Annotated in this window: 19 protein-coding genes; 13 read left to right on the top strand and 6 right to left on the bottom strand. The window is 63.5% G+C overall.

The annotated features are described in order from the left end of the window. The first annotated feature begins 10 nt into the window (after positions 1-10). Positions 11-1,063 (top strand): PDDEXK nuclease domain-containing protein, encoded by a 1,053-nt coding sequence (locus tag ABDW57_RS19410; RefSeq protein ID WP_343731820.1) that lies wholly within the window; start codon positions 11-13, stop codon positions 1,061-1,063. 6 nt (positions 1,064-1,069) lie between these two features. Here ABDW57_RS19410 and ABDW57_RS19405 read toward each other — a convergent pair whose 3' ends face one another. After that, on the bottom strand, positions 1,070-2,995 hold the full coding sequence (locus ABDW57_RS19405; protein ID WP_343731819.1) for an alkaline phosphatase PhoX: 1,926 nt from the start codon (positions 2,993-2,995) through the stop codon (positions 1,070-1,072). Positions 2,996-3,163: 168 nt separating this feature from the next. On the opposite strand from ABDW57_RS19405, the gene ABDW57_RS19400 reads away from it, so the two are divergent. Continuing rightward, positions 3,164-3,655 carry a DUF3016 domain-containing protein gene (locus ABDW57_RS19400; protein ID WP_343731818.1) on the top strand — a complete coding sequence of 164 codons (492 nt, stop codon included), beginning with the start codon at positions 3,164-3,166 and terminating at the stop codon, positions 3,653-3,655. On the opposite strand, the gene ABDW57_RS19395 is transcribed toward ABDW57_RS19400, so the two are convergent. Then, a complete protein-coding gene (locus ABDW57_RS19395; RefSeq protein WP_343731817.1) occupies positions 3,652-4,095 on the bottom strand; it encodes a thioesterase family protein in 444 nt (147 codons plus the stop codon). The genes ABDW57_RS19400 and ABDW57_RS19395 overlap by 4 nt on opposite strands. Before the next feature lie 118 nt (positions 4,096-4,213). Here ABDW57_RS19395 and ABDW57_RS19390 point away from each other — a divergent pair, with 118 nt between their 5' ends. Next, positions 4,214-4,678 (top strand): hypothetical protein, encoded by a 465-nt coding sequence (locus tag ABDW57_RS19390; RefSeq protein ID WP_343731816.1) that lies wholly within the window; start codon positions 4,214-4,216, stop codon positions 4,676-4,678. 65 nt (positions 4,679-4,743) lie between these two features. On the opposite strand, the gene ABDW57_RS19385 is transcribed toward ABDW57_RS19390, so the two are convergent. From ABDW57_RS19385 to ABDW57_RS19375, 3 genes are all read right to left on the bottom strand, one after another. After that, the gene (locus tag ABDW57_RS19385) at positions 4,744-5,439 is read right to left on the bottom strand and encodes a dienelactone hydrolase family protein (RefSeq protein WP_343731815.1); all 696 of its coding nucleotides are present in this window, start codon (positions 5,437-5,439) and stop codon (positions 4,744-4,746) included. A 67-nt stretch (positions 5,440-5,506) separates the two neighbouring features. After that, the gene (locus ABDW57_RS19380) at positions 5,507-8,695 is read right to left on the bottom strand and encodes a DUF6701 domain-containing protein (protein ID WP_343731814.1); all 3,189 of its coding nucleotides are present in this window, start codon (positions 8,693-8,695) and stop codon (positions 5,507-5,509) included. A gap of 64 nt (positions 8,696-8,759) precedes the next feature. Beyond that, positions 8,760-10,367, bottom strand: coding sequence for a M28 family peptidase (locus ABDW57_RS19375; RefSeq protein ID WP_343731813.1), 1,608 nt, complete (start codon positions 10,365-10,367; stop codon positions 8,760-8,762). A 66-nt stretch (positions 10,368-10,433) separates the two neighbouring features. On the opposite strand from ABDW57_RS19375, the gene ABDW57_RS19370 reads away from it, so the two are divergent. The 3 genes from ABDW57_RS19370 (at position 10,434) to ABDW57_RS19360 (ending at position 12,042) form a co-directional block, all read left to right on the top strand. Continuing rightward, positions 10,434-11,243: an SDR family oxidoreductase gene (locus ABDW57_RS19370; protein ID WP_343731812.1), complete on the top strand. Its 810-nt coding sequence runs from the start codon at positions 10,434-10,436 to the stop codon at positions 11,241-11,243. A gap of 272 nt (positions 11,244-11,515) precedes the next feature. Next, positions 11,516-11,737, top strand: coding sequence for a hypothetical protein (locus tag ABDW57_RS19365; RefSeq protein ID WP_343731811.1), 222 nt, complete (start codon positions 11,516-11,518; stop codon positions 11,735-11,737). Positions 11,738-11,781: 44 nt separating this feature from the next. Beyond that, the gene (locus ABDW57_RS19360) at positions 11,782-12,042 is read left to right on the top strand and encodes a hypothetical protein (protein ID WP_343731810.1); all 261 of its coding nucleotides are present in this window, start codon (positions 11,782-11,784) and stop codon (positions 12,040-12,042) included. A 98-nt stretch (positions 12,043-12,140) separates the two neighbouring features. On the opposite strand, the gene ABDW57_RS19355 is transcribed toward ABDW57_RS19360, so the two are convergent. Beyond that, positions 12,141-13,124: an alpha/beta hydrolase gene (locus ABDW57_RS19355; protein ID WP_343731809.1), complete on the bottom strand. Its 984-nt coding sequence runs from the start codon at positions 13,122-13,124 to the stop codon at positions 12,141-12,143. Between the two features lie 132 nt (positions 13,125-13,256). Here ABDW57_RS19355 and ABDW57_RS19350 point away from each other — a divergent pair, with 132 nt between their 5' ends. From ABDW57_RS19350 to ABDW57_RS19320, 7 genes are all read left to right on the top strand, one after another. Further along, positions 13,257-15,422: a DEAD/DEAH box helicase gene (locus ABDW57_RS19350; RefSeq protein WP_343731808.1), complete on the top strand. Its 2,166-nt coding sequence runs from the start codon at positions 13,257-13,259 to the stop codon at positions 15,420-15,422. 206 nt (positions 15,423-15,628) lie between these two features. Then, positions 15,629-15,775, top strand: coding sequence for a hypothetical protein (locus tag ABDW57_RS19345; RefSeq protein ID WP_343731807.1), 147 nt, complete (start codon positions 15,629-15,631; stop codon positions 15,773-15,775). Further along, positions 15,775-17,601, top strand: coding sequence for a Mu transposase C-terminal domain-containing protein (locus tag ABDW57_RS19340; RefSeq protein WP_343731806.1), 1,827 nt, complete (start codon positions 15,775-15,777; stop codon positions 17,599-17,601). Before ABDW57_RS19345 ends, ABDW57_RS19340 begins: the two co-directional genes overlap by 1 nt. A 128-nt stretch (positions 17,602-17,729) precedes the next feature. Then, on the top strand, positions 17,730-19,382 hold the full coding sequence (locus ABDW57_RS19335; RefSeq protein ID WP_343731805.1) for a flavin monoamine oxidase family protein: 1,653 nt from the start codon (positions 17,730-17,732) through the stop codon (positions 19,380-19,382). Next, the gene (locus tag ABDW57_RS19330; protein ID WP_343731804.1) at positions 19,379-19,777 is read left to right on the top strand and encodes a cytochrome c; all 399 of its coding nucleotides are present in this window, start codon (positions 19,379-19,381) and stop codon (positions 19,775-19,777) included. The genes ABDW57_RS19335 and ABDW57_RS19330 overlap by 4 nt, the downstream gene beginning before the upstream one ends. A gap of 14 nt (positions 19,778-19,791) precedes the next feature. Then, the gene (locus tag ABDW57_RS19325) at positions 19,792-20,286 is read left to right on the top strand and encodes a RidA family protein (protein ID WP_343731803.1); all 495 of its coding nucleotides are present in this window, start codon (positions 19,792-19,794) and stop codon (positions 20,284-20,286) included. 57 nt (positions 20,287-20,343) lie between these two features. Next, the gene (locus ABDW57_RS19320) at positions 20,344-22,785 is read left to right on the top strand and encodes a TonB-dependent receptor (protein WP_343731802.1); all 2,442 of its coding nucleotides are present in this window, start codon (positions 20,344-20,346) and stop codon (positions 22,783-22,785) included. The last annotated feature ends 58 nt before the right edge of the window (positions 22,786-22,843 follow it).

Genomic DNA, 22,843 nt, shown 5'->3' with positions numbered 1-22,843 from the left:
GGGGCAGAAAATGCTCATCGCCAACTACGACGCCATTCACGCGCAGATTGTCGAACTTCTTGAATCCTCGCGCAGCAGCGCCGCGCGTCATGTCAATTCATTGATGACCCGGGCTTATTGGGAAATCGGTAAGCGTATTGTGGAATATGAGCAGAAGGGCGATCAGCGTGCACTGTATGGCGACCAGTTATTGATAAGACTGTCAGAAGATTTGAGCAAGCGCTTCGGCCGAGGCTTCAGCAGGCAGAACTTGCAGCAGATGAGGAATTTCTATGTGTGCTGGCCGGAAATCTGCCAGACGATTTCTGGCAAATTGGAGTTGCCGTGGTCAGCCTATGTTCGGTTGATGTCGGTTAAGCAGCCTGAAGCGCGGCTTTTTTACGAGTCGGAAGCGCTGAGAAATGGTTGGTCGGTCAAGCAACTGGAGCGGCAGGTGAATAGCCAATTCTACGAGCGCACGGCTTTGTCTGCGAACAAGGGGCGCATGAACAGGCAGGGCGAGCAGACGCGGTCCGAGGATATCGTCACGCCAGAGGAAGCCATCAAGGATCCTTTTGTGCTGGAGTTCCTGAATCTGAAAGACGAGTATTCGGAGTCCGATCTTGAGGAAGCGCTGATTCAGCACATGGCGGACTTTCTGCTGGAACTGGGCGACGACTTTGCCTTTGTCGGCCGGCAGCGTCGGCTGCGGCTGGACGATACGTGGTTTCGCATCGATCTGCTGTTCTTCCATCGCCGCCTGCAGTGCCTGGTCGTTATTGAGCTTAAAACTGGCAAGTTTGATGCAGGTGATGCCGGAAAAATGCACCTCTACTTGAATTATGCTCGGGAGCATTGGACCAAACCCGGCGAGAATCCACCTGTCGGCCTGATCCTGTGCGCGGCCAAAGGCGCGGACGAAGCACGCTATGCGCTGGATAACCTGCCCAGTCAAATCATCGCCGCCGACTACCGCATGTTGCTGCCCGATGAAAAACTGTTGGCGACCCAGTTGCAGCGTTGGCGCGAAAAAAAGCCCGCGAAGCGCTTGGCGCTTGCGGGCTGTGAATTACCTAAGGAATGATGTGGCTCAGAAGCTCAGCGCCGGGAAGCCGGTGATGTAGCCGACCGCCGCGCCGTAACGGTCGCGGTAGTTGGCGCGGATCAGCGGATCCAGCGTGGCTTGCACTTTGCCGTGCAGCGCCGCTTCCCAGTCGCCCGGATGCTGGAAGTTGCTCATGATGTAGGCGAAGCCGTTGATGTCGTCCACCGCGTGCAGACCGGTCGACTCGGCGCCCGACGGCGTCGACAGGATGCGCGTCAGCGCCTTGGTGTCGACGTTGTACGCCCACAGGAAGTTGTTGACGTGGGTGCCGCTGTCCTCGCCAATAAACAGGGTGCGCAGTTTTTCCGAGAACTTGATGTTGTCCGGATTGGCCACTTTGTCCGGATTGGCCAGATTGCCCAGCGCGTCGGCGGTCTTCAGGTCTTCGCTCAGCAGCGCCGGCACGGCAGCCATGTCGACCGGTACCCATTCGCTGTTGATGGCGGCGCCGCTGGTGTCGACCTGGCCGCCCTTCATGTTCAGCGCATACACGGCGCCCGCGCTCGGGCCCTTGATCGCGATGCCGCCCGAACCGTTGGTCATGGCCGAACCGATGGCCGCGATGGCCGAGTAGGCAATCTTGTCCTTGGCGTTGACGGTGGTGCCTTCCATCTTGGTGAAGCCCAGGCTGCCGCCCTTGAAGGCTGCGTAACGGTGGGTTTCCAGGAAGGCTGCGGCCTTTTCCATGCCAGGCTTGATCTTGATCCAGTTGAACTTGCCGCTGAACGGAATCCTGGTGTAGCTGGCGTCGTTCGGATCGGCAGTCTTCACGTCCATGATGTCGGCCGCTTTCAGCTGGTCGGCCAGGGCCTTGATCTCGGCCGAGGTGGCGCTGCCCAGCTTGACCCATGACAGCGTGGCCGAGCCGCCGTTGTCGGTGCTGACCTGGTTCCACTTGGCCACGTACAGGGTGCCGCTGGACAGGTCTTTGGCCTTGTCGGCAACGAACATGAACAGGCCGCCGTTGGTGGCGTCGTCACCCATCAGGGTGGTGCGCTCGTCCGGCATCACCTGCACCAGTTCGTGCGAGATGCGGCCCAGGCAGTAGTGCTTCTTGCACGAACCGGTGCCATCCGGATTGACCGTGATTTCCGGCAGGTGGCCGTAGTGGTAAGGATTGGCCTTGGCGGCGTCGCCGTACAGATTGGTCGAGAAGTTGGCGAACTGGGTGTTGCTGGCGATGGTGGTCGCATCCGGTTCGTACTCTTCGCTCGACAGGTGGGTGTTCCATGGCGAACGGCTGGCGCCGCAGGTGATCCACAGGCCGTTGGCCGGGCTGGTGTCGACGTTGTGGTATTTCACCAGCGTCAGCGCGCCGGTGGTCTTGTCCTGGTCCAGCGTCAGGATGGCGATCGGCGACGGCAGCATGCCATACACCGAATCACCCTTGACGTTGCGGGTGGTGTATTCGAACTGCACCACGGCAAACACGGCGTTGCCCTTGATGTTGGGCACGGTGGTCGATGGCAGCTTGAGCAGCGAGGTGCCGTCCGGCGCGTCCGAGAAGAACTGGCGCGACGACGGATCGGTCTGGTCGAGAATCGGCTTGTTGTTGATGTCCCAGTAGCCGCCGGCCAGGATGGTGCCGCCGCTGCCGTTCGGCACTTGCGCGCCGGTGATGAAGAAGGTCTGGTACGCCAGGTTGTACGGTACGGTCTTGCCGTCCGAGTACAGCGCCTGCATGGCCGAGGCGACGGTGGTGGTGGCCATTTTCGGCGCGTCGGCCAGCGATGGCGCCGCCATGCCGGAGAAGCTCACGGACATCAGCTGGGCGGCCGGGGCGGCGGCGTCGCCGCCACCGCAGGCGGACAGCAGGGCGGCAGTGGCGCTGCCGCCAGCCAGCGGCAGCAAGGGCGCGCCGGCGAGGAATTTGAGGATGCTGCGACGGGAAGTATCGAGTTGCTCGGTCATGGTATGTACCCTGTTGTAGTTTATGGCCGGCCGCAATATTATCGATCTGGTATGACAGGCTTGTGACATGCATGCTGTGCGCCGATTGGTAACAAACTTATTCAGCGCGGGATTTTGGGCGCGAAACGGCCTATATTGTTCATATCCATGCAAAGGGGGGAACGCATCATGCGCCGATTGAACCAAACCGTGCTGGCCGCCGTCGCGGCCTTGCTGGCTTCCAGCGCCGCCCTGGCGCAAGTGTCGGTCAGCTACGTCAAGCCGGAGGACTACACCGACGTGCCGCGCAACGCCATCGAGCGCGAGCGCACGCTGCAGCAATTCAACGAGTACTTCAAGACGCTGGACAAGAAGCTGCCGGCCGGGCAGCAGCTGAAGGTGGAGGTGCTGGACATCGACCTGGCCGGCCGCCTGTATCCGCGCCGCGGCGGCGACGAGATCCGCATCATGAACGGCGGCGCCGACTGGCCGCATGTGCACCTGAAGTACACGCTGGAACAGAACGGCCAGGTACTGCGCAGCGGCGACGAGCAGCTGTCGAACATGAATTACCAGAACCGCTTTGGCGGCTACTTCGACAGCGATCCGCTGCGCTACGAAAAGCAGATGCTGGACGACTGGTTCAACCAGGCCATCGTGCCGAAAGTGGCCAGGCGTTAATCCAGCCGGTTGACCTTGGGGAACTTGGCCAGGAACTCCGGCGGCATCGGCGTGACCTGGCTGGTCTTGTAGTTGAAGAAGACGAAGCCGTACTTGGCCATCGCCACCAGCTTGCCGTCGCGCGGACGGCGGATGCGGAAGATGATGTCGCCGCCGTACTGGTTGAAGTCCATCACGCCGACCTCGAACACCAGCTGGTCGCGCGCATGGGCTTCGGCGCGGTAGGTGGTGGCCAGGTCGGTGACGATGATGCCGATGCCGTCCTGCCCGGTCTCCTGCACGCCGTAGTCGTACAGGAAGCGCGCCCGCGCTTCCGAGATCATGGAAATCATCGAGTCGTTGCCGAGGTGGTTGGCGCCGTTGATGTCGGTCACGCGCACCGTCAGCTGGGTGGAAAAAATAAACAACTCGTCCGGGAAGTCCAGTTTCAAGCGCGCCATGATGCCATTCTCAACAGTGATGCCGTCATTTTAACGCAGGCCGCAATAGCCCTTTAGTGGTACGACCGCGGCCGCAATCCTGTGTACGATCAGCGCATCAACCCTGAAAGGATGCGCGATGATCTACGGTCTTACTTACCTGGGCGTGATCCACACCCTGATTAGCCTGGTCGCGGTGGCAGCCGCGCTGATTGCCTTCGTGCGGCACAAGAACATCGATCCGGCCAGCACGCTGGGCAAGGTCTACATCTGGACCACCGTGCTGACCTGCCTGACCGGCTTTGGCATCTATCAACATGGCGGTTTCGGCAAGCCGCACGCGCTGGGCGTGATCACGCTGGTGGTGCTGGCGCTGGCGTGGCGCATCAAGTCGCCCAAGGTGGCCATCGTCAGCTACTCGCTGACCTTCCTGTTCCACATGATCCCGGCGGTGACGGAAACCACCACCCGCCTGCCGCTGGGCGCGCCGTTGCTGGCCAATGCCGAGGCCCCCGAACTGAAAGCCATTACCGGCGTGCTGTTTGTGCTGTTCCTGATCGGCGTGACGTTGCAGCTGCGGCGCCTGAAAGCGCCGCGGACATAGCTGAATCCGGCCCCGAGTTGCCCCCGCGCGCCGGATTGGAAGCGCGCCATGGGGCGCGCGCTGGCTTAGAGGTTCTCGCTCAGGAAGATCAGCGAGTGGCCGTGTGCCTCGGCGGCGGCGCGCTGATGGTAGGAGCCGCGGTGGTTGCAGTTGAAGCCATGCTCGGCGCCGTCGTAGACATGGATTTCCACCTGCTCGTTGTGGTCGAAGCGTTCGGCAATGCTTTTCACCGCATCCAGCGGGATGTGGCTGTCTTCGGCGCCAAAGTGCATCAGCACCGGCACTTGAATGTCCGGGGCGCGATCGAGCGCGTTCTGAATGCCACCGCCGTAGTAGGCCACGGCCGCATCCACCAGGCCGTTGGCGGCCGTGTGGTAGGACAGGCGGCCGCCGAAGCAGAAGCCGAGCGAGGCCACCCTGGCGTCGCCGACGTGGCTGCGCAGCACCTTGACGGTGGCGGCGACATCCTGCTGGGCCTTGTCGAAGTCGGTGGCCTGCATCAGCGCGTAGGCGCGCTTCCACTGCTCGTCGTCGTAGCCCAGTTCGATGCGCTGGCCCTGGCGCCAGAAGATGTCCGGGGCCAGCACCACGTAGCCGTCGGCCGCATACTGGTCGGCCACGTTGCGGATATGCTGGTTGACGCCGAAGATTTCCTGTAGCAGCACGATGCCCGGGCCCTTGCCGCCGCGCGGCAGCGACAGGTAGGCGCCGAACTTGCCGTCAGCGGTTTCGATATCGATCCATTTGGAGTTGGTTTCCATGCTGTTCCTTGATGGGTGGTCCAGAAAGCGGCATCGTACTCCGTTTTGCGCGCGCTTGCAGCGCCGCTCAGTTATACACCTCGCGCCGGTAGACCACCGGACCGGAGCGGTAGACGCCGAAGGTTTCGCGCCCGGTGGTGCTGGGCAGGTAGGGAATCAGGTGGGCGTTGCTGTCGTTGATCAGCTGCACATCGACGGTGCCAATGCTGGAGATGTTCGGCGCAGCCAGCTTGAAGCTGCCGACGCCTTTGGTGATGGCAAGGGTCGCATTGGCGTCAGCCAGCCTGGCCGAGCCCAGGCAACTACCGTCGGCGGCCTTCAGTGCTTTCTGGCAGTTATAGAATTTGATATACAAGCCGGTCTTGCCAATGCCGCTGCCATTGGCCAGCGCATTGAACACATAGCCGGCCGGCATGTAGTACTGCGCCATGACTTTGACTGGCAACGCTGCGTTGGGCGAGCCGTAAGTATTGGCGACCAGCAGACGTCCGCTCACGACATTCAGGGGCGCCTCCACCGAGTCCGCTGCCACGGTGCGCTTGGAGCTGACGCCGTCCGCGTCGGACGCGCGCAGGTAGATGGTGGCCGGCAGGACGTTGGCCGGGTACGCCGAGGAAAACTTGAAGACTGGCAGGTTGGCGGCGCTGCCTGCCGGCGGGGGCGTCAGCAAGCCGATACCGGAGGCAGGCACGCCAGGCGCGTCGGCCGGGAAGGTGAAGCGCACGGCGCTGGCGCCGCCGCTCCAGGTAATGGCCTCGTCGGCGGCGTTGACCGGCGTAGCGCCGCCTTTGCTGCTCATGGCGCTGATGGCGATGACTTTGGCCAGCGCGCCGAAATAGTTGTTGGTCAGCCCACCTGCTTTGTTGTAGGCCAGCACTTTCACAAAGAACGCCTGATTCGAGTGGATGAAGCTGCTGCCGGCGCCGGTGTATTTGCAGGGATTGACGCCGTCCACCAGGTTGGTGCAATCCATATGCGTGTTGGTGCCAACCAGCTTGATTTCATCGGCCGTCATCAGTGCGGTATCGAAGTGGTCGGGAATGAAGCGGCTGACGAACTGGGTGCCGGTGGGCTGGAAGCTGGCCAGCGGCTGGCCCAGGTAATAGCCGTTGCCGCTGGTGCCATCGTCCAGCGCGGTGGTCAGTTTGAGGTAGCCGACATTGTCAAAATTGGCGGTCGTGCCGCTGCCGCCTCCCAACGCAGGCAAGGTGTAGCTCAGCGCGCCATGGCTGCCGGTGCCGGTCGGCACTGGTACTTCGGTCGGGTTGTTGATGCTGGCCGCGAACTTGACCTTGGAGGCCGGGCTTTCCTTGCCGAAGTTCGGTGTATTCCCGCCGCTGGTGTTGACGGCGGTGACCGTGAGCTTGAACGATTCGCCAGCCTTGGCGAAGACGTTGGTCGGCACCGCGGTCGCCACGTCCGGGCCGATGCTGGCTGTTGCGCTGTCTGCCTTGATCAGGAGTTTCGCCGGCGCGGCGATAAAGTCGCCGTTGCCGGTGGCGTTGAATCGGGGCGTGGTATAGCTGGCGCTCAGGCCGACCTTGCCGACGTCGGCGTACTGCAAACTGGTGGTGGCCTTGCCGTTGCTGTCAAAGGTGAAGGGCACGCTGACGGTGCTGCCGAAAGCATTCGCACCGCAGCTGACGCTCTTGGCCCCCATGCCGACCGCGACGGTGCCGCTGGCGGGGTTCTGGTAGCTGCAGGCCATGTCGATATCGACGGTCTGGTTGCTTACCAGTGGAATGCAACTGGGCGCACCGGGCGAGGCGGTCAGCGCCTGCAGCGTCACCAGCGCGCCGGACGCCATCGACACGTGTTTGGTGCCAGTCACCGTCAGTCCGGTGCTTTTGAATTCCATATCGCACGCCGCGCCGCTGCCGCTGTTGACGCAGGTGGTGGCATTGCTGACGCCACTGGCGGCGGCCGACAGGGTGTAAACCTTGGCGACATTGGCTTCCACCGTGGCCGCGCTGTTCACGCCGCCGCTGATGGTGAAAGTCTTGCCGCCCGGCTGCAGCGTGACATCGACATTGCTGCTGTAGTGCGGCGCCGTGCAGGTGGCGTTGGCGCAGGCGGTGACGGTCACGGTCTGCGGCTGGCAGGTCAGCGCGCTGCCGCTGTGATTGATCTGGAAGTGGTGCGGCACACCGCCGCTGGCCGGGCCGCAGCGTGGCGTGTAGTCGTAATACTGCGGCTTGCTGACGCAGCTGCAGGGCACCGACCCGCTGAGGGCGCCGGTGCAGGTGATGGTGCCGGTCACGCTGTTGTTCCAGTCGATATAAATCGCATTGACCGCCGCATTGCCATTGATGACGGCACTACCGGAGTGGGTAGTGACGTTGCGCGCCTTGAGATCGCCATTGATGGTGCTGCCCGATTCCATGTCGACGTCACCGCTGATGGTGGTGGCGCCGTTGATGACCGCGCCGGACGCGCGCATGTTCAGCGTGGCGGCGTTCACCGTGCCGTTGACCGTGTTGCCGCTGCCGATGTCGAGCGTGCCGCTGGTGGAGATGTTGCCGGTGACGGTCGAGCCGGAGGCATTCAGCGTGACCTTGGGCGCGGTGATATTGCCCGACACCGAGCTGCCCGAGGCCAGGGTGAACGCCACGCTGGCCGTGACCGAACCATTCAGCGTGACCGGGCTGGTGGTGGTGATGGTGGTGCCGCTGATGTTGCCGCCCACCGTCAGATGGGAGCCGATGTCGATGGTGGTGCTGGCGGTGATCGCGCCGCCGATGGTGCCGGGCGAGCCGGTCTTGACCGAGCCCGCGTTCAGGTTGCCATTGATGTTGATGGCCGAGCCCAGGTCGGCCAGGCCGGTCACGCTGACCGAACCGGTAATGGTATCGCCCGAGTTGGTGCTGATACTGGCCGCCACCACCGAGCCGTTGATGGTGGTGCTGGAGCCCAGCTTGAAGCTGCCGCCGGCCGTGAGCGTGGTGCCGCCGGTGCTGACATTGGCCGGATTAATGCTGGACAGGTCCATGTTGCCGCTGGTTTGCAGCGCGCCCGAGCCGCTGATGCTCAGGCCCTGGTTGTAGCTGGGCGAGAAGCTGGTCATCACCACCGTATAGCCGCTGGCAATCACGGCCACATCGGTGGCGCCCATGGCGAAACTATTGGTGCAGTTATAGGTGCTGGCGTTGAGCGTGCAGTTGCTGACGGCGCCGCCGTTGAAGTTGACGTTGGCGGCGGACGCAGCGGCCGCCGTCAACATGGTCAAAACAATAAGCCACACGGATTTGAATTTCATAGTTCACCTGAACATGTCTGCCTGAATTATAGGCGGACATCCTCAGTTTCCGTGTGGCAGTTTTTTAACGCTTGACCTTGCCGAACGGATCGCCGGCCTTCCAGGTCTGCATTTTCGGCGCGTTGGCCACTTCGTAGCCCAGGTTGAGCGTGAATTGCGCTTGCTGCACCATGCCGGACAGGTCCCAGTCGGCGTGGTACTGGTCGGACGGCTGGTGGTAATCTTGTTTAAATGCCACCAGACGGGCGCGCGATTTTTCCTGATCCTTGATGAAGTCGAAATAACCGTCGCCTGAAAACACCGCCGAGCCGACATTGAACGCCGGCACGCCAGCCTTGGCAAAACTGAAATGGTCGGCGCGGAAGTAGGCGCCGGACAGATCCGGAATCGCGGGTGCCAGCTTCAGTCCCATGCGTTTGGCCACCACGGCGGCGGCATCGTACAGACTGCTGCGCTCGGCGCCGGCGACGCCGATGTCGCGCGTCTTGCCGACGAAGTTCATTGAATCCAGGTTGAGGTCGGCCGTGGTTTTATCCAGCGGCCAGGCCGGATTGCGCATATAGGCGCTGCTGCCGAGGAAGCCGGTTTCCTCGCCGGCCGGCCACAGGAACACCTGCGCGCGCTTGGCCGGATGCTGCACCGCCGCCTGCGCCATGGCCAGCAGGGCTGCCACGCCGGAACCGTTGTCGATGGCGCCGTTCCAGATATTGTCGCCTTGCTTGCTCTCGTCGATACCGAGATGGTCCCAGTGGGCCGAATACACCACCGCCTCCGACTTCAGCCTGGGATCGGTGCCGGGCACGATGCCGACCACGTTGTATTGCTCGATCTGGCGGATCTTGCTTTTGACTTCAGCATGCATCTTCAGCTTGAGGTCGACCGGACGGAAGTCGCGGCGCTCGGCTTGGGCGCGCAGGGTGTCGAGATCGAAGCCGCCAGCGGCGAACAGGGCGCGCGCGGTGTCCTCCTGCAGCCAGCCTTCCAGCGGATTGCCGCTGCCGGCCAGGTGGAAGCGCTCGTGCGAGAAGCTGGTGGCCGGCACGCTCCAGCCATAGGACGCGGACGGCGTGGTGTGGATCAGCAGGGCGCCGGCCGCGCCCTGGCGCAGCGCTTCCTCGTACTTGTACATCCAGCGGCCGTAGTAGGTGTAGGCCTTGCCGCCAAAGCGGTTGGGTTCTTCGGCGGTCGGCTGCGGATCATTGACCATCATGACCAGGATCTTGCCCTTGACGTCCACGCCCTTGTAATCATCCCACTTCTCTTCCGGGGCGACGGCGCCGTAGCCGACAAAGACCAGCGGCGCATCGATGGTGATATCTTCCTTGCCGCCCATGGTGCCGATCAGAATCTCGCTGCCGGTGGCCGGGGTGAGAATCTTGCCGCTGTCCGAGGTAAAGCGGGCGAAGCTGCCCGGCAGCAGCTTGCTGCCTTCGGCCTTGACCAGCTGGCGGTAGGTGCCGTCGGCCAGCGGCTTGAGGCCGAGGACCGCGGCCTGCGTCTCCAGGTAGCGCACGGTCAGGTCGCCGCCGCGCTGGCCGGTGCCGCGGCCTTCAAACAGGTCGTCGGCCAGCAGCGACAGGTGGGCGCGCAACGGCGCCTCGGCCACCACCGGTTGCTGGGCGTGGGCTTGCAGAGTGAGGCCCGCGGCGAGGGCGATCAGTGGAAGACGCATATTTACTCCATGGTGTGATGCAGAAGGCGGTAATCTTACTGTAAATCACACAAACAAAGGAGACCTATGAAAACCATCATCATCACGGGCGCATCGGACGGCATCGGCGCGGAAATCGCGCGTCAGCTGGCGCGCCGGCACGGCGCTGGCGTGGCGTTGGTGCTGGCTGCGCGCAATGCGGCCATGCTGGAGCAGGTGGCGGCGCGGTGTGCGGCGTCCGGCGCGCAGACGCTGGTGGTGCCGACCGATGTGGCGCAGCAAACACAGTGCGTGGCCCTGATCGCGGCGTGCGTGCAGCGCTTCGGCCGCATCGATGCGCTGGTGAACAACGCCGGGCGCTCGGCCCATGCGCTGTTCTCGGAGGTGGAAAACCTGGCGTGGTACGAGGAACTGATGCGGATTAACTTGTGGGGCAGCGTGTGGTGCACGCATGCGGCGCTGCCGTATCTGAAGCAGGCGCGTGGCAGCATCGTGGCGGTGTCCTCGCTGGCGGGGCTGGTGGGCGTGCCGGGACGCACGGCCTACAGCGCCACCAAGTTCGCCATGGGCGGCTTCTTTGAAGCGCTGCGCATCGAGATGAAGCCGCACGGCGTGAGCGTGACCATCGCCTATCCGGGTGTGGTGGCGACCCAGATCCGCCATCGCGGCTTCAACGCGGCTGGCGGTGCGCTAGGCAGCAGCAGCCTGAAGGAGGACAAGGCGATGTCGGTGGAGCAGTGCGCGTCGCTGATCGTGGAAGGCATGACGTCGCGCCGGCGCGAGGTGGTGATGTCGGCCAAGGGCAAGCTGGGGCGCTGGCTGAAACTGATCGCGCCGGGGCTGGTGGAAAAAATGGCGCTGGCGGCGCTCAAGGACCAGATTCGGGGTCAGCTCTGACATTCGGACAGCGCAGCAAGACGTTTGAGAAATATCAATGCGTCCTTAAATTTCGCTGTCCTGGCAGACTGCGAAGTCATCTTCGATTTTTATAGACGTGCTTTGATATTCATCAATTGTGCGAAGTCCGTGTCCGAATGTCAGAGCTGACCCCGAATCTTGTTGATTGTAAGCATTTGTAATAGCCGTCAACTCCGCTGTGGCGGGTCGCGTTTTTTGCTCATGCGACACGGGAATTGTCCCGATGCCGAAACCCCGAAAAGGAAAACATCATGACCAAAGTAATCGCTTCTCTGATCGCCGGCCTGTTCGCAACCGCAGCATTCGCTCAAGCGCCTGCGACCGCTCCTGCCGCTCCCGAAACCAAGCCTGCAGTGGCGGAAAAAACCGAAGCGAAGCCCGCCGCCAAAAAGAAAGTCCATCACGCGGCCAAGAAGGAAGTCAAAGAATCCAAAGCGGCAGAAGCCGTCGCCGCAGCACCCGCAGCCAAGTAAGTAACGATATAAACGATATAAATTATTCTTAAAAGGACTGAATCATGAAAAAAGTAATCGCCACCCTGATCGCCGGCCTGTTCGCTTCCGCTGCTTTCGCTCAAGCACCTGCCGCTTCGGCTGCAGCCTCGGCTTCGGCCGCCGCTTCGACGCCAGCCGCCTCGGCACCAGCCGCTTCGGCACCTGCCAAGAAGGCGACGCACAAGAAGGCACACAAGGCCAGCGCATCGGCTTCTGCCTCCGCTTCGGCACCGGCAGCTTCGGTCCCGGCCCCGGCAGCTTCGGCGCCTGCAGCCAGCAAGTAAGCCCATAAGCAGCGCTCGTGCCTGACGTGCCGCCCCGGACCCTCCGGGCCTGGGCGGCGCAAGAGGGAAGACGGATTCCAACTCCGTCTTTTCTGCATTTATCGATTCAGTTCCGCCAGCAGCGCGCGATGGAAGGCTTCCGGATCTTCCATCTGGGGCGCGTGCCCCATTCCTTTGAATTCCACCAGCCGCGCCTGCGGGATCTTGTTGGCGGTTTCCTTGCCCAGTAGCTGGTAGCGGCCGATCCTGGCTTTCACTTCCGGCGGCGCCACGTCCTTGCCGATGGCGGTGGTGTCGGCATCGCCGATCAGCAACGTGGTCGGCACTTTCAGCAGCGGGAATTCATACACCACCGGCTGGGTGAAGATCATGTCGTAGATCAGCGCCGAGTTCCACGCCACCAGTTGTTTGCCCGGACCGTTATTCAACCCGGCCAGCATGTCCACCCATTTTTCGTATTCCGGCTTCCAGTTGCCGCCGTAGTAGGTGGCGCGTTCATAGGCGCGCACGCTGTCGGCCGACAGTTTCAGTTCGCGCGCATACCACTGGTCGACGCTGATCGGCGGCACGCCCAGCGCTTTCCAGTCTTCCAGCCCGATCGGGTTGACCATCACCAGCCGCGTCACGGCGTCGGGGTACATCAGGGCGTAATGCGTGGCCAGCATGCCGCCGGTGGAATGGCCGACCACGATGGCTTGCTGGACGCCGAGGTGTCTCAGCAGGCCGTTGGTGTTGGCGGCCAGTTGCTGGAAGCTGTACTGGTAGTGCGCTGGCTTGGATGAGGCGCAGAAGCCGATCTGGTCGGGCGCCACTACGCGGTAGCCGGCCCTGGTCAGCACGCTGATGGTCTGCTCCCAGGTCGCACCGCAGAAGTTTTTGCCGTGCAGGAGGACGGCGGTCTTGCCATTGGCCGCGGCGGCCGGCGCGACGTCCATGTAGGCCATTTCCAGGTTGACGCCCTGGGAGGCAAAACTGTATTTGTGCAGCGGGTGCGGATAGGCGAAGCCTTCCAGCTGGGGGCCGTAGCTGGCGGCCGCCGCCGAACCGGCGAGGAACAGGGTGGCAAGCAAGGGACGAATCATGGAAAACTCCTGAAAAGCGTGCATTTGGAGGTTAATTCTGGCAAAAAAACACTGAGTTGGCCCAGACAGAGTAAACTACGCACCAATTTCTTTCGCAATTAGGCGATTCGAACAATTTTTGTGAGTGACGCCATGTCTGCCTCCCCAGTATCCCCAATTGCCCTTTTTTCCGACCTCGATCTCGGCGCGCCGCTGTTAAAAGCGCTGAATGATGTCGGCTATGAGTCGCCATCCCCGATCCAGGCGGCGACCATCCCGCTGCTGCTGAATAACCAGGATGTGCTGGGCCAGGCCCAGACCGGCACCGGTAAAACCGCCGCCTTCGCACTGCCGATCCTGGCGCGCATCGATATCAAACAGAGCGCACCGCAGGCGCTGGTGCTGGCGCCGACCCGCGAGCTGGCGATCCAGGTGGCCGAGGCGTTCCAGACCTATGCCGCCCACATTCCCGGCTTCCACGTGCTGCCGATCTACGGCGGCCAGAGCTACGGCCCGCAGCTGTCGGCCCTGCGCCGCGGCGTGCACGTGGTGGTCGGCACCCCTGGCCGCGTGATCGATCACCTGGACAAGGGTTCGCTCGATCTGTCCAAACTGAAAACGCTGGTGCTGGACGAAGCCGACGAAATGCTGCGCATGGGCTTTATCGACGACGTCGAGCGCATCCTGCAGGAGACGCCGGAATCGCGCCAGACCACGCTGTTCTCGGCCACCATGCCGTCGGCCATCCGCCGCATCGCCAACACCTATCTGCGCAATCCGAAGGAAATCACGGTGGCGGCCAAGACCGGCACCAACGAGAACATCCGCCAGCGCTACTGGCTGGTGTCCGGCATGCACAAGCTGGACGCGCTGACGCGCATCCTGGAAGCCGAGAACTTCGACGGCATGATTATCTTCTCGCGCACCAAGCTGGGCACCGAGGAACTGGCGCAGAAGCTGCAGGCGCGCGGCTTCTCGGCGGCCGCCATCAACGGCGACATCCAGCAGGCGCAGCGCGAGCGTACGGTGCAGATGCTCAAGGACGGCAAGATCGATATCCTGGTGGCCACCGACGTCGCCGCCCGCGGCCTGGACGTGGAGCGCATTTCGCACGTGGTCAACTACGACGTGCCGCACGATCCGGAAAGCTATACCCACCGCATCGGCCGCACCGGCCGCGCCGGCCGCAGCGGCGAGGCGATCCTGTTCATCACGCCGCGCGAAAAAGGCTTGCTGAAGATGATCGAGCGCGCCACCCGCCAGCCGATCGGCCAGCTGGAGCTGCCGACCATCCAGGCGGTGAACGATGTGCGCATTGCCCGCTTCAAGCAGCAGATCACCGATACCCTGGCCGAGGGCGGCCTGGAACAGTTCCAGTCGCTGATCGAGGACTTCGAGCAGGAGCACAATGTGCCAGCGGTGGAAATCGCCGCCGCGCTGGCCAAGCTGGCGCGTGGCGACGTGCCGCTGCTGCTGGATAAAAAGCAGCAGACCCAGTGGGAAGAGCGTCCGCCGCGCCAGAGCGTTGACCGTCCGGAGCGCGCCGAGCGGCCGGAGCGCAGCGAGCGTTTCGGCAAGAAGGAACGCATGCCGCGCGAGTCCGAGCCGGGCATGCGCACCTACCGCATCGAGGTCGGCTACCAGCACGGCGTCAAGCCGGGCAATATCGTCGGCGCCATTGCCAACGAGGGCGGCATCGACTCCAGGAACATCGGCCGCATCGAGATTTTCGATGACTTCACGGTGCTGGACATGCCGGACACGCTGAGCAAGGAAGCGCTGGAGCTGATGGCGGGCATCCGCGTGGCCGGCCAGGCGCTGCGCATCAGTGTCGATGGCGAGGGGGCGCCGCCTCCGGCCGCCGCGCCAGCCGCCGCCAAGCCGGCGCGCGCCGACAAACCGGCCAAGGCGGCCGGCTCGCCGCTGGACCGCGCCGTGCGCGCGGCCGCCGACGATAGCGACGAGGCGCCCGCCAGGAAGAAAAAGGAAAAGCCAGGCAAGCTGGCGGTGCCGATGTCGGCGTTCCGGGTGGAGGTGGGCCGCAACCATGAGATCACGCCGGCCAACATTGTCGGCGCCATCGCCAACGAGACCGGGCTGGAAGCCAGGTACATCGGCCGCATCGAGATCTTCGACGACCACAGCATGCTGGAACTGCCGGACGGCATGCCGGACGATATGTTCCGCAACCTGGGCAAGGTGTGGGTGGGCGGCGCGCAGCTGAAGATCAGCCATGCCGACCGCATGCCGCCGGAGTCGGCCAAGCACACGCCGCCCAAGAAGCCGGCGCCGGGCGCCAAGCCGAAGAAGAAGTATTGATCACCACGGGGCCGCAAGGCCCCGTTTGCTTTCCCCATGCTGGTGCTGCATTGCACCAAAAGCAAGCTTGGCGGGCCGCGTCCGCCGCGGCTTCCATAGCGGCAGGGCGGCTGGCCCACTTATTGCATATGTGATAGCACAATCGTGATAAGTGGCGGCAGCATCAGCGCCTTCAACCTGGAGACGTTACGCATGGGAGCATGGCAATGACTTCATTCAGGAAGCTGTGGACGACCTTGGTTGATTCGATCAAGCCGCAAATGCTGCGCGAGGCGAATCCGGCCGGCTTGCACTCGATTTATGTCGATACGCGGCCGTTTAATGTCTCCTCCTTTTCCTCGCGGGAGCGCTAATGCTGCTGCGCAACGACCTGCTGCACTATACGCATCCGTCGCCGCGCACCGTCCGCATCCTGTGGATCGCTCCCGAGCAAAACCACGCCTATGTCTTTGACGTGGCGGCCAGTTCGGCGGAGGTGGAGCTGATCCAGCTGTCGGCGCTGCACGCCGACATCCAGGCCGGCCACGCCAGCGTGCTGCCGGCCGACCCTTACCTGGTGGTGGTCAGCCAGGAGCTGCTGCCGCCCAAGCACCTGCAACTGCGCGCCCGCGCGTGGGACATCATCGCCGGGCTGGTGGCGCAGGAGCCGCAGATTTATGAGGCGCGCCTGCGCGGCCCGCTGATCGCCCAGGCCACGGCGCAGCACGGCGTCTCGCATCCCACCATTTACCGCTATTTGCGCCGCTACTGGCAGCGCGGGCAGACGCCCAATGCGTTGCTGCCCGATTACAGCAACTCCGGCGGGCGCGGCAAGGTACGCCAGTCCTCGGCCGGGGTGAAGCGCGGCAGGCCGCGTAAAAACGGCACCGAGGCCGGCCCGGGCCTGAACGCGGACGAGGAGATCCGCCGCGTGTTCCGCGTCGCCACGGCGCGCTATGCGGCCGCCCATGCCAAGTTCTCGCGGCTGGGGGCGTACCAGCAGATGCTGGCGGATTTCTTTGTCGAGCGCCGCATCGACGCCGACGCCGGCCGCGTGCTGACCACGCCGTCCGGCCTGATGAAGGCGGTGCCGACCTTTGGCCAGTTCAATTACTGGCTCGATCATGATGACGACCGTCCGCCCGAGGTGGCGCGGCGCGCGGCACGCGCGCTGCCGGCCATGCTGCAGGCGGCGGCGCCGGCGCTGGCGGCGTCCGCGCTGCCGCCGGGGCGGCCCGGCGACGGCTTTTATCTGGACGCGCTGCGCGCCGAGGTGCAGCTGGTGTCGCGCGCGGACCGCAATCAGGCCATCGGCCGCCCGCTGATCTATGTGGTGACCGACGTCTTCAGCCGCATGGTGTGCGGGGTGTATGTCGGCCTGGGCGAGGTGCACTGGTCGCAGGCCATGCTGGCGCTGGCCAACTGCGGCGCCGACAAGCAGCACTACAGCCAGCGCTATGGCCGCAACATCGACGCTGACCAGTGGCCGTGCCGTCATCTGCCGGAAGCGCTGCTGGCCAATGCCGCGCTGACGCTGGGCTGGAGCGGCGATACGCTGCTGAATAATTTCAACCTGCGCAGCATGGCGGTGGAGCAGGGGCCGGACGACTGGCGCGCGGTGCTGGAAAAGCGCTTCCGCCTGCTGGCGCCGGGCATGCCGAGGGCGTCGTGCCGGCTGGATGGCGTGCTCGATGTGGAACAGTTCACCCGCATCGTGATCGACTGCATCCTGTATTACAACGGCCGCCAGCAGCTGGCGCATGCCGGCAACGCCACCCCGCGCCAGTTGTGGGACTGGGGGCGCGAGCATCGCGGCGGCGGCCTGAAGATCTATCCCGAGCAGCTGCTGCGCTGCAGCCTGATGCCGGTGGCGCAAGCCAGCGTGACGGCCGAGGGCATCGCCCTGTTCGACAGCCTGTACACCTGCGCCCGCGCCATCAACGAGCGCTGGTTCGAACGGGCACGCCTGCGCGGCAGCTGGAGCGTCAAGCTGGCCTATGATCCGGCCAATCTGGATATGGTGTATCTGCTGGACGCGGCCGCGCCGCTGCAGTTCCAGGCCTGCCACCTGGCCGAGGCCAGTGCCGCGCACCAACATCTGTCGGCAGCAGAAATCGCGCGCTTGCCGCGCACTCAAAAAGCGCTTCCCGGCGCGGCCTTACGTAGCACTACGCAGGGCTTCCGCAGTCTGGTCAACTGAGCGGCCCATAAATAAAGTCCTTGCGCCTGCGGCCCCGCCGCGGGCGCATGTAAGGACATAGATACAAATACGTGAAACAGGTTTATTTTTTGTCCATGCAGTGGCACGCCGTTTGCTAAAGAGGAACTATGGGATCGCAAGTCTCCCAAGGATCTTTCAGCAGACTGGTGAGGAAGCAGATGGATAGTAAAACAGTAAAACCGTATAAATCGTTTAGTTCATTTACGAGGAGGGATTTTCTGTATCGGGCCGCGGCGGTGGGCGGCACCGGATTGCTGTTGAATACCATGAATGCGTGGGGCATGGGGATTGCCTCCACCGCTTCCGCGCCGCCGGCGCTGAGCGGCAGCGGCAAAGGCAAGAAGGTGCTGATACTGGGCGCCGGCCTGGCCGGCATGACTGCCGCCTTCGAGCTGGAAAAGCTGGGCTACAAGGTGCAGATCCTGGAAGCGCGCGCGTTTGCCGGCGGCCGCTGCCAGACCGCGCGCAAGGGTTTCAGCCTGACCGAGTTGGGCGGCGAGAAGCAGACTTGCGCCTTCGATGACGGCCATTACATCAACCACGGCCCATGGCGCATTCCGCTGCACCATCAGTCGACGCTGCACTACACCAGGCTGTTCGAGGTCCCGCTGGAGGTGATGATCAACGATAACGATCACGCCTATGTGTATTCGGAAAACGCCGGGCCGCTGGCCGGCAAGCGGGTGCGCATCAAGGAAGTGAAAGCCGATATGCGCGGCCATGTGGCCGAGTTGCTGGCCAAGTCGGTCAAGAATCACGCGCTCGATCAGGAACTGAGCGCCGATGATCAGCGTCTGCTGCTGGACTATCTGCAGCACGAGGGCGCGCTGTCCGCCGGCGACCTGCAGTACAAGGGCCGCAGCGGCCGTGGCTGGGCGGTCAATCCCGGTGCGGGTGCGAACCCCGGCACGCCGTCCGACCCGCTGGGCTTCAAGGATTTGCTGGCGTCGAAGCTGGGCAACGTCTACAGCGCGGTGCAGGACTTCCCGATGCAGAACACCATGTTCCAGCCGGTGGGCGGCATGGATGCCATCGCCAGGGCGTTTGAAAAACGCGTCGGCAGGAATATCCGCTACAAGGCCGAGGTACAGACCATCCGTCAGAACGACAAGGGGGTGACGGTGACTTACAAGGACACCGGCACCAGCAAGGTCAGCGCGATCAGCGCCGACTACTGCCTGTGCGCGATACCGCTGTCGGTGCTGCGCCAGATCGATACCGATTTCTCGGACAAATTCAAGAAGGCCGTGGCCGCGGTGGCGTATGCGCCGGTGGGCAAGATCGGCCTGCAGATGAAGCGCCGCTTCTGGGAGGAGGATGACCACATCTACGGCGGCCACATCATGACCGACCTGAAAGGCATCAACACCATTTCGGTGCCGTCGTATGGCTTCCAGAAGAAGAAGGGCGTGCTGCTCGGTTATTACCAGTACCAGACGCAGGCCATTGAAATCAGTGCGCTGTCGCCCAAGGAACGCGCCGAGTTCGCACTGGCGGCCGGCCAGAAGATCTTCCCGCAATACACCGAGAGCTTCGAGACGGCGTTCTCGGTGGCGTGGCACCGGGTGCAGTACAACCTGGGCGGCTGGGCCGAGTGGACCGAGAAAACCCGCGCCGCCGCCTATCCGACGCTGCTGGAAGGCGAGGGCCGCATCCTGCTGGCCGGCGAGCACCTGAGCTATCTGACCGGCTGGCAGGCCGGCGCCATCGAATCGGCATGGCAGCAGATCGCCAAAATCCATGAAAGGGCCAGCGCATGAAGCAGCTTTTGATGACGGCGCTGGCGGCGCTGACGGCGTTGGCCGCGCAGGCGCAGGCGCAGCAGACGGACGGCAAGGCGCTGTTCCTGAAGAACTGCGCGGCATGCCATCAGCCGACCGGCAAAGGCATACCCGGCGCCTTCCCGGCGCTGGCCGGCAGCAAGTTCGTGCAGGGCAAGGGCAGCGAGGTGGCGACCGTGCTGCTGAAGGGGCGCGGCGGCATGCCGGATTTCAGCGAGTCGCTGAGCGACCGCGATATCGCCACCGTGCTGACTTTTGTGCGCTCCAACTGGGGCAACCAGGCCGATGGTGTGAGCGAGGCCGATGTCGGCGCGCTGCGCACCGCGCTGGGCGTCGACCCGTTCGGCAATTCCGTAATGTCCAACAAACACTGAGAGAGAACATGACGATGAAAAAAGCATTGGCCACCTTGTTGATCGCCGCCGCCTGCGGCAGCGCCGCCGCCGCACCGAAGGCCGATATCGTGCGCCACAAGATTCCGAACTCCGATTTTCCGATCGCGCTGGCGGTGACCATACCGCCGACCGCCACCATCCATTTCATCAGCGGCCAGGTGCCGGCGGTGGTCAACAAGGATGCGCCGGGCGATTCCCTGGAAGCCTTCGGCGACACCAGGACCCAGTCTGAAACGGTGCTCAAGAAGATCAAGGAAATCCTGCAGGGCATGAAGCTGGAGATGTCGGACGTGGTGAAGATGCAGGTGTTCCTGGTCGGCGATCCGGCCAAGGGCGGCAAGGCCGACACCAAGGGCTTCATGGAAGCCTACACCCAGTACTTCGGTGGTGCGCAACCGAACCTGCCGGCGCGCGCCGTGGTGCAGGTGGCGGGCCTGAGCAATCCGGGCTGGCTGGTCGAGATCGAGGTGGTCGCGGCCAAGAAATAAGTTTGTTGTTTGCGGTTGAGGTCTTACTTTTTTTCATTCAAAAATGGGGATTTAAATATGCATAAGGCCACACTCAAGATCGGCGTTGCAGCCGTGTTGTCCACGCTGACGTTTGTTGCGCACGCCGAGGACGTGCCAGCAGCGGCCGATGCAGGCGTCACGCCCAACGCGGGAGCGGTGATCGTGACGGGTACGCGTTCGAGCGGCATCAAGGTGGAAAACAGCGCCTCGCCGATCCAGGTGCTGGACGCGGCGTCGCTGCAGCGCACCGGCCAGCCGGACCTGATCCAGGCGCTGGCGCAGAACCTGCCATCGTTCACGGCGCAGGCTTTCGGCGGCGACACCGCCAACCTGACGCTGTCGGCCCGTCTGCGCGGCCTGAGCCCGAACAACACGCTGGTGCTGATCAACGGCAAGCGCCGCCACGGCACCTCGAACCTGGCGGTGCTGGGCGGCCCGTACCAGGGCGGCGCGGCGGCTGATCTGAACTACATCCCGGTGTCGGCCATCGATCACATCGAGGTGCTGCAGGATGGCGCGGCCGCGCAGTATGGCTCGGACGCGATTGCCGGCGTGGTCAACATCATTCTCAAGTCGAACAACCACGGCGGCACGGTCAGCGCCACCGGCGGCGGCTATGTGGACGGCGGCGGCCGCACGGCGGATGCCTCGGCCAATATCGGCCTGGAGCCGTTTGCCGACGCCTATCTGAGCCTGACGGCGGAATCCAAGTACCACGGCTACAGCGATCGCGGCGGCCTCGATCCGCGCGTGGTCAACCCGGCCAATATGGCGGCATATCCGGGCATGTTCCAGCATCCGGACTACCCGCACGTCAACCACATTGCCGGCGACGCGCAGTATCACCTGAACGTGATGACCGCCAACTTCGGCTACGACTTCGCGCCGGACAGCCAGTTCTACACCATCTTCACCGCCGGCCGCAAGGAAGCGCGCGCGTTCGAGAATTACCGTCTGCCGAGCCGCCTGCCGAAGATTTATCCGACCGGCTTCTCGCCCAAGGAGACCATGAAGCAGGAGGACTTCGGCCTGACGGTGGGCATCAAGGGCAAGGTGGCCGGCTGGAACACCGACCTGAGTTCGACCTATGGCCGCGACAAGGCGCAGATCGGCGTGGCCGATTCGGGCAACGTTTCGCTGTTCAACGACACCGGCTACACGCCGACCGTGTTCCGGGCCGGCGCCTTCATCGCCAGCCAGCTGACCACCACGCTGGAGACCAGCAAGGAGTTTGACGTGGGCTGGGCCAAGCCGCTGAATGTGGCGGCTGGTATCGAGCACCGCATCGACAAGTATGAGATCGAGGCCGGCGACGAAGCGTCGCGCTACAAGGAAGGTTCGCAGTCGTATCCCGGCTTCTCGCTGACCGACGCCGGCAGCCACCGCCGCACCAACAAGGCGGCCTACATCGACATCGCCGGCAACCCGATCGCCGACCTGACGGTCGATGTGGCTGGCCGCTACGAACACTTCAGCGACTTCGGCAACGCCAAGGTCGGCAAGCTGACCAGCCGCTATGACTTCTCGCCGGCAGTGGCGCTGCGCGGCACCTTCTCCAACGGCTTCCGCGCGCCGACCCTGGCCGAGGAATACTACTCGGCCACCAACGTCGGCCCGACCACCGCCTTCGTGCAGCTGGCGCCGAATTCGGCCGGCGCCAAGCTGGTCGGCGTGGACGGCCTGAAGCCGGAGCGCTCGACCAACCTGTCGCTGGGGCTGGTGGTGAATCCGGCCAACAACGTGGCCATCACGCTGGATGTGTACCAGATCAAGATCCGCGACCGCATCGTCGGTTCCGGTTCGCTGTATGGCTCGGGCGGCGCGGTGAATTCGCCGGCGGTGACGGCGGCGATCAAGGCCAACGGCAATGTGCTGGACAGCACCGTGAGCCAGACCGGCATCAACATCTTCTCGAACGCGGTCGATACCCGCAGCCGCGGTCTGGAGTTTGTCACCACGATCAACGCCAACTACGGCACCGCCGGCAAGGTGGACTGGTCGATTGCGGCCAACTACAACAAGGTGGAGGTCACCAAGGTCAATCAGGCGCCGGCGCAGCTGCTGCCGCAAACGCTGCTGGACAAGACCGCGATCTCGGACCTGGAGACCGCCTCACCCAAACTGCGCGTGAACCTGGGGGCGCTGTGGAAGGTCGGCAGCTGGACCGTCAACCTGCGCGAAGCCATCTACGGCAAGGCATCGGAGTATGGCAGCGAAGATGGCTCGGTGTACCACCTGACCGAGATCAAGCCCAAGCTGATCACCGATCTGGAGGTGGGCTACAAGATCAACAACGCGTGGTCGGTGGCGGTGGGCGCGAACAACCTGTTCAACATCTATCCTAACGGCGTGAATCCGAACTTGCTGGCCGACCAGCGGGCGGCCGGCGACAATGCGGCGGTGAATATCCTGCCGTCGTTCTCGCCGTTCGGCATCAACGGCGGCTACTACTACGCGCGCGCCAACTACAAGTTCTAAGCGGGGGCGTTTAGTTTGGGGGCCATCCTGCGGGGCGGCCCCTTTTTTTGTTCCGGCT

Origin of the sequence: Duganella sp. (assembly GCF_039595735.1) — a bacterium.
Classification (GTDB): Bacteria; Pseudomonadota; Gammaproteobacteria; order Burkholderiales; family Burkholderiaceae_D; genus Rugamonas.
This window is presented reverse-complemented; position numbering and strand designations above follow the sequence as displayed.

What these genes read in the sequence shown, in the direction of transcription:
- ABDW57_RS19410 (WP_343731820.1), top strand. Translation starts at nt 11, where the DNA reads ATGCTCATCGCCAACTACGACGCCATTCACGCGCAGATTGTCGAACTT.
- ABDW57_RS19405 (WP_343731819.1), bottom strand. Translation starts at nt 2,995, where the DNA reads ATGACCGAGCAACTCGATACTTCCCGTCGCAGCATCCTCAAATTCCTC.
- ABDW57_RS19400 (WP_343731818.1), top strand. Translation starts at nt 3,164, where the DNA reads ATGCGCCGATTGAACCAAACCGTGCTGGCCGCCGTCGCGGCCTTGCTG.
- ABDW57_RS19395 (WP_343731817.1), bottom strand. Translation starts at nt 4,095, where the DNA reads ATGGCGCGCTTGAAACTGGACTTCCCGGACGAGTTGTTTATTTTTTCC.
- ABDW57_RS19390 (WP_343731816.1), top strand. Translation starts at nt 4,214, where the DNA reads ATGATCTACGGTCTTACTTACCTGGGCGTGATCCACACCCTGATTAGC.
- ABDW57_RS19385 (WP_343731815.1), bottom strand. Translation starts at nt 5,439, where the DNA reads ATGGAAACCAACTCCAAATGGATCGATATCGAAACCGCTGACGGCAAG.
- ABDW57_RS19380 (WP_343731814.1), bottom strand. Translation starts at nt 8,695, where the DNA reads ATGAAATTCAAATCCGTGTGGCTTATTGTTTTGACCATGTTGACGGCG.
- ABDW57_RS19375 (WP_343731813.1), bottom strand. Translation starts at nt 10,367, where the DNA reads ATGCGTCTTCCACTGATCGCCCTCGCCGCGGGCCTCACTCTGCAAGCC.
- ABDW57_RS19370 (WP_343731812.1), top strand. Translation starts at nt 10,434, where the DNA reads ATGAAAACCATCATCATCACGGGCGCATCGGACGGCATCGGCGCGGAA.
- ABDW57_RS19365 (WP_343731811.1), top strand. Translation starts at nt 11,516, where the DNA reads ATGACCAAAGTAATCGCTTCTCTGATCGCCGGCCTGTTCGCAACCGCA.
- ABDW57_RS19360 (WP_343731810.1), top strand. Translation starts at nt 11,782, where the DNA reads ATGAAAAAAGTAATCGCCACCCTGATCGCCGGCCTGTTCGCTTCCGCT.
- ABDW57_RS19355 (WP_343731809.1), bottom strand. Translation starts at nt 13,124, where the DNA reads ATGATTCGTCCCTTGCTTGCCACCCTGTTCCTCGCCGGTTCGGCGGCG.
- ABDW57_RS19350 (WP_343731808.1), top strand. Translation starts at nt 13,257, where the DNA reads ATGTCTGCCTCCCCAGTATCCCCAATTGCCCTTTTTTCCGACCTCGAT.
- ABDW57_RS19345 (WP_343731807.1), top strand. Translation starts at nt 15,629, where the DNA reads ATGACTTCATTCAGGAAGCTGTGGACGACCTTGGTTGATTCGATCAAG.
- ABDW57_RS19340 (WP_343731806.1), top strand. Translation starts at nt 15,775, where the DNA reads ATGCTGCTGCGCAACGACCTGCTGCACTATACGCATCCGTCGCCGCGC.
- ABDW57_RS19335 (WP_343731805.1), top strand. Translation starts at nt 17,730, where the DNA reads ATGGGATCGCAAGTCTCCCAAGGATCTTTCAGCAGACTGGTGAGGAAG.
- ABDW57_RS19330 (WP_343731804.1), top strand. Translation starts at nt 19,379, where the DNA reads ATGAAGCAGCTTTTGATGACGGCGCTGGCGGCGCTGACGGCGTTGGCC.
- ABDW57_RS19325 (WP_343731803.1), top strand. Translation starts at nt 19,792, where the DNA reads ATGAAAAAAGCATTGGCCACCTTGTTGATCGCCGCCGCCTGCGGCAGC.
- ABDW57_RS19320 (WP_343731802.1), top strand. Translation starts at nt 20,344, where the DNA reads ATGCATAAGGCCACACTCAAGATCGGCGTTGCAGCCGTGTTGTCCACG.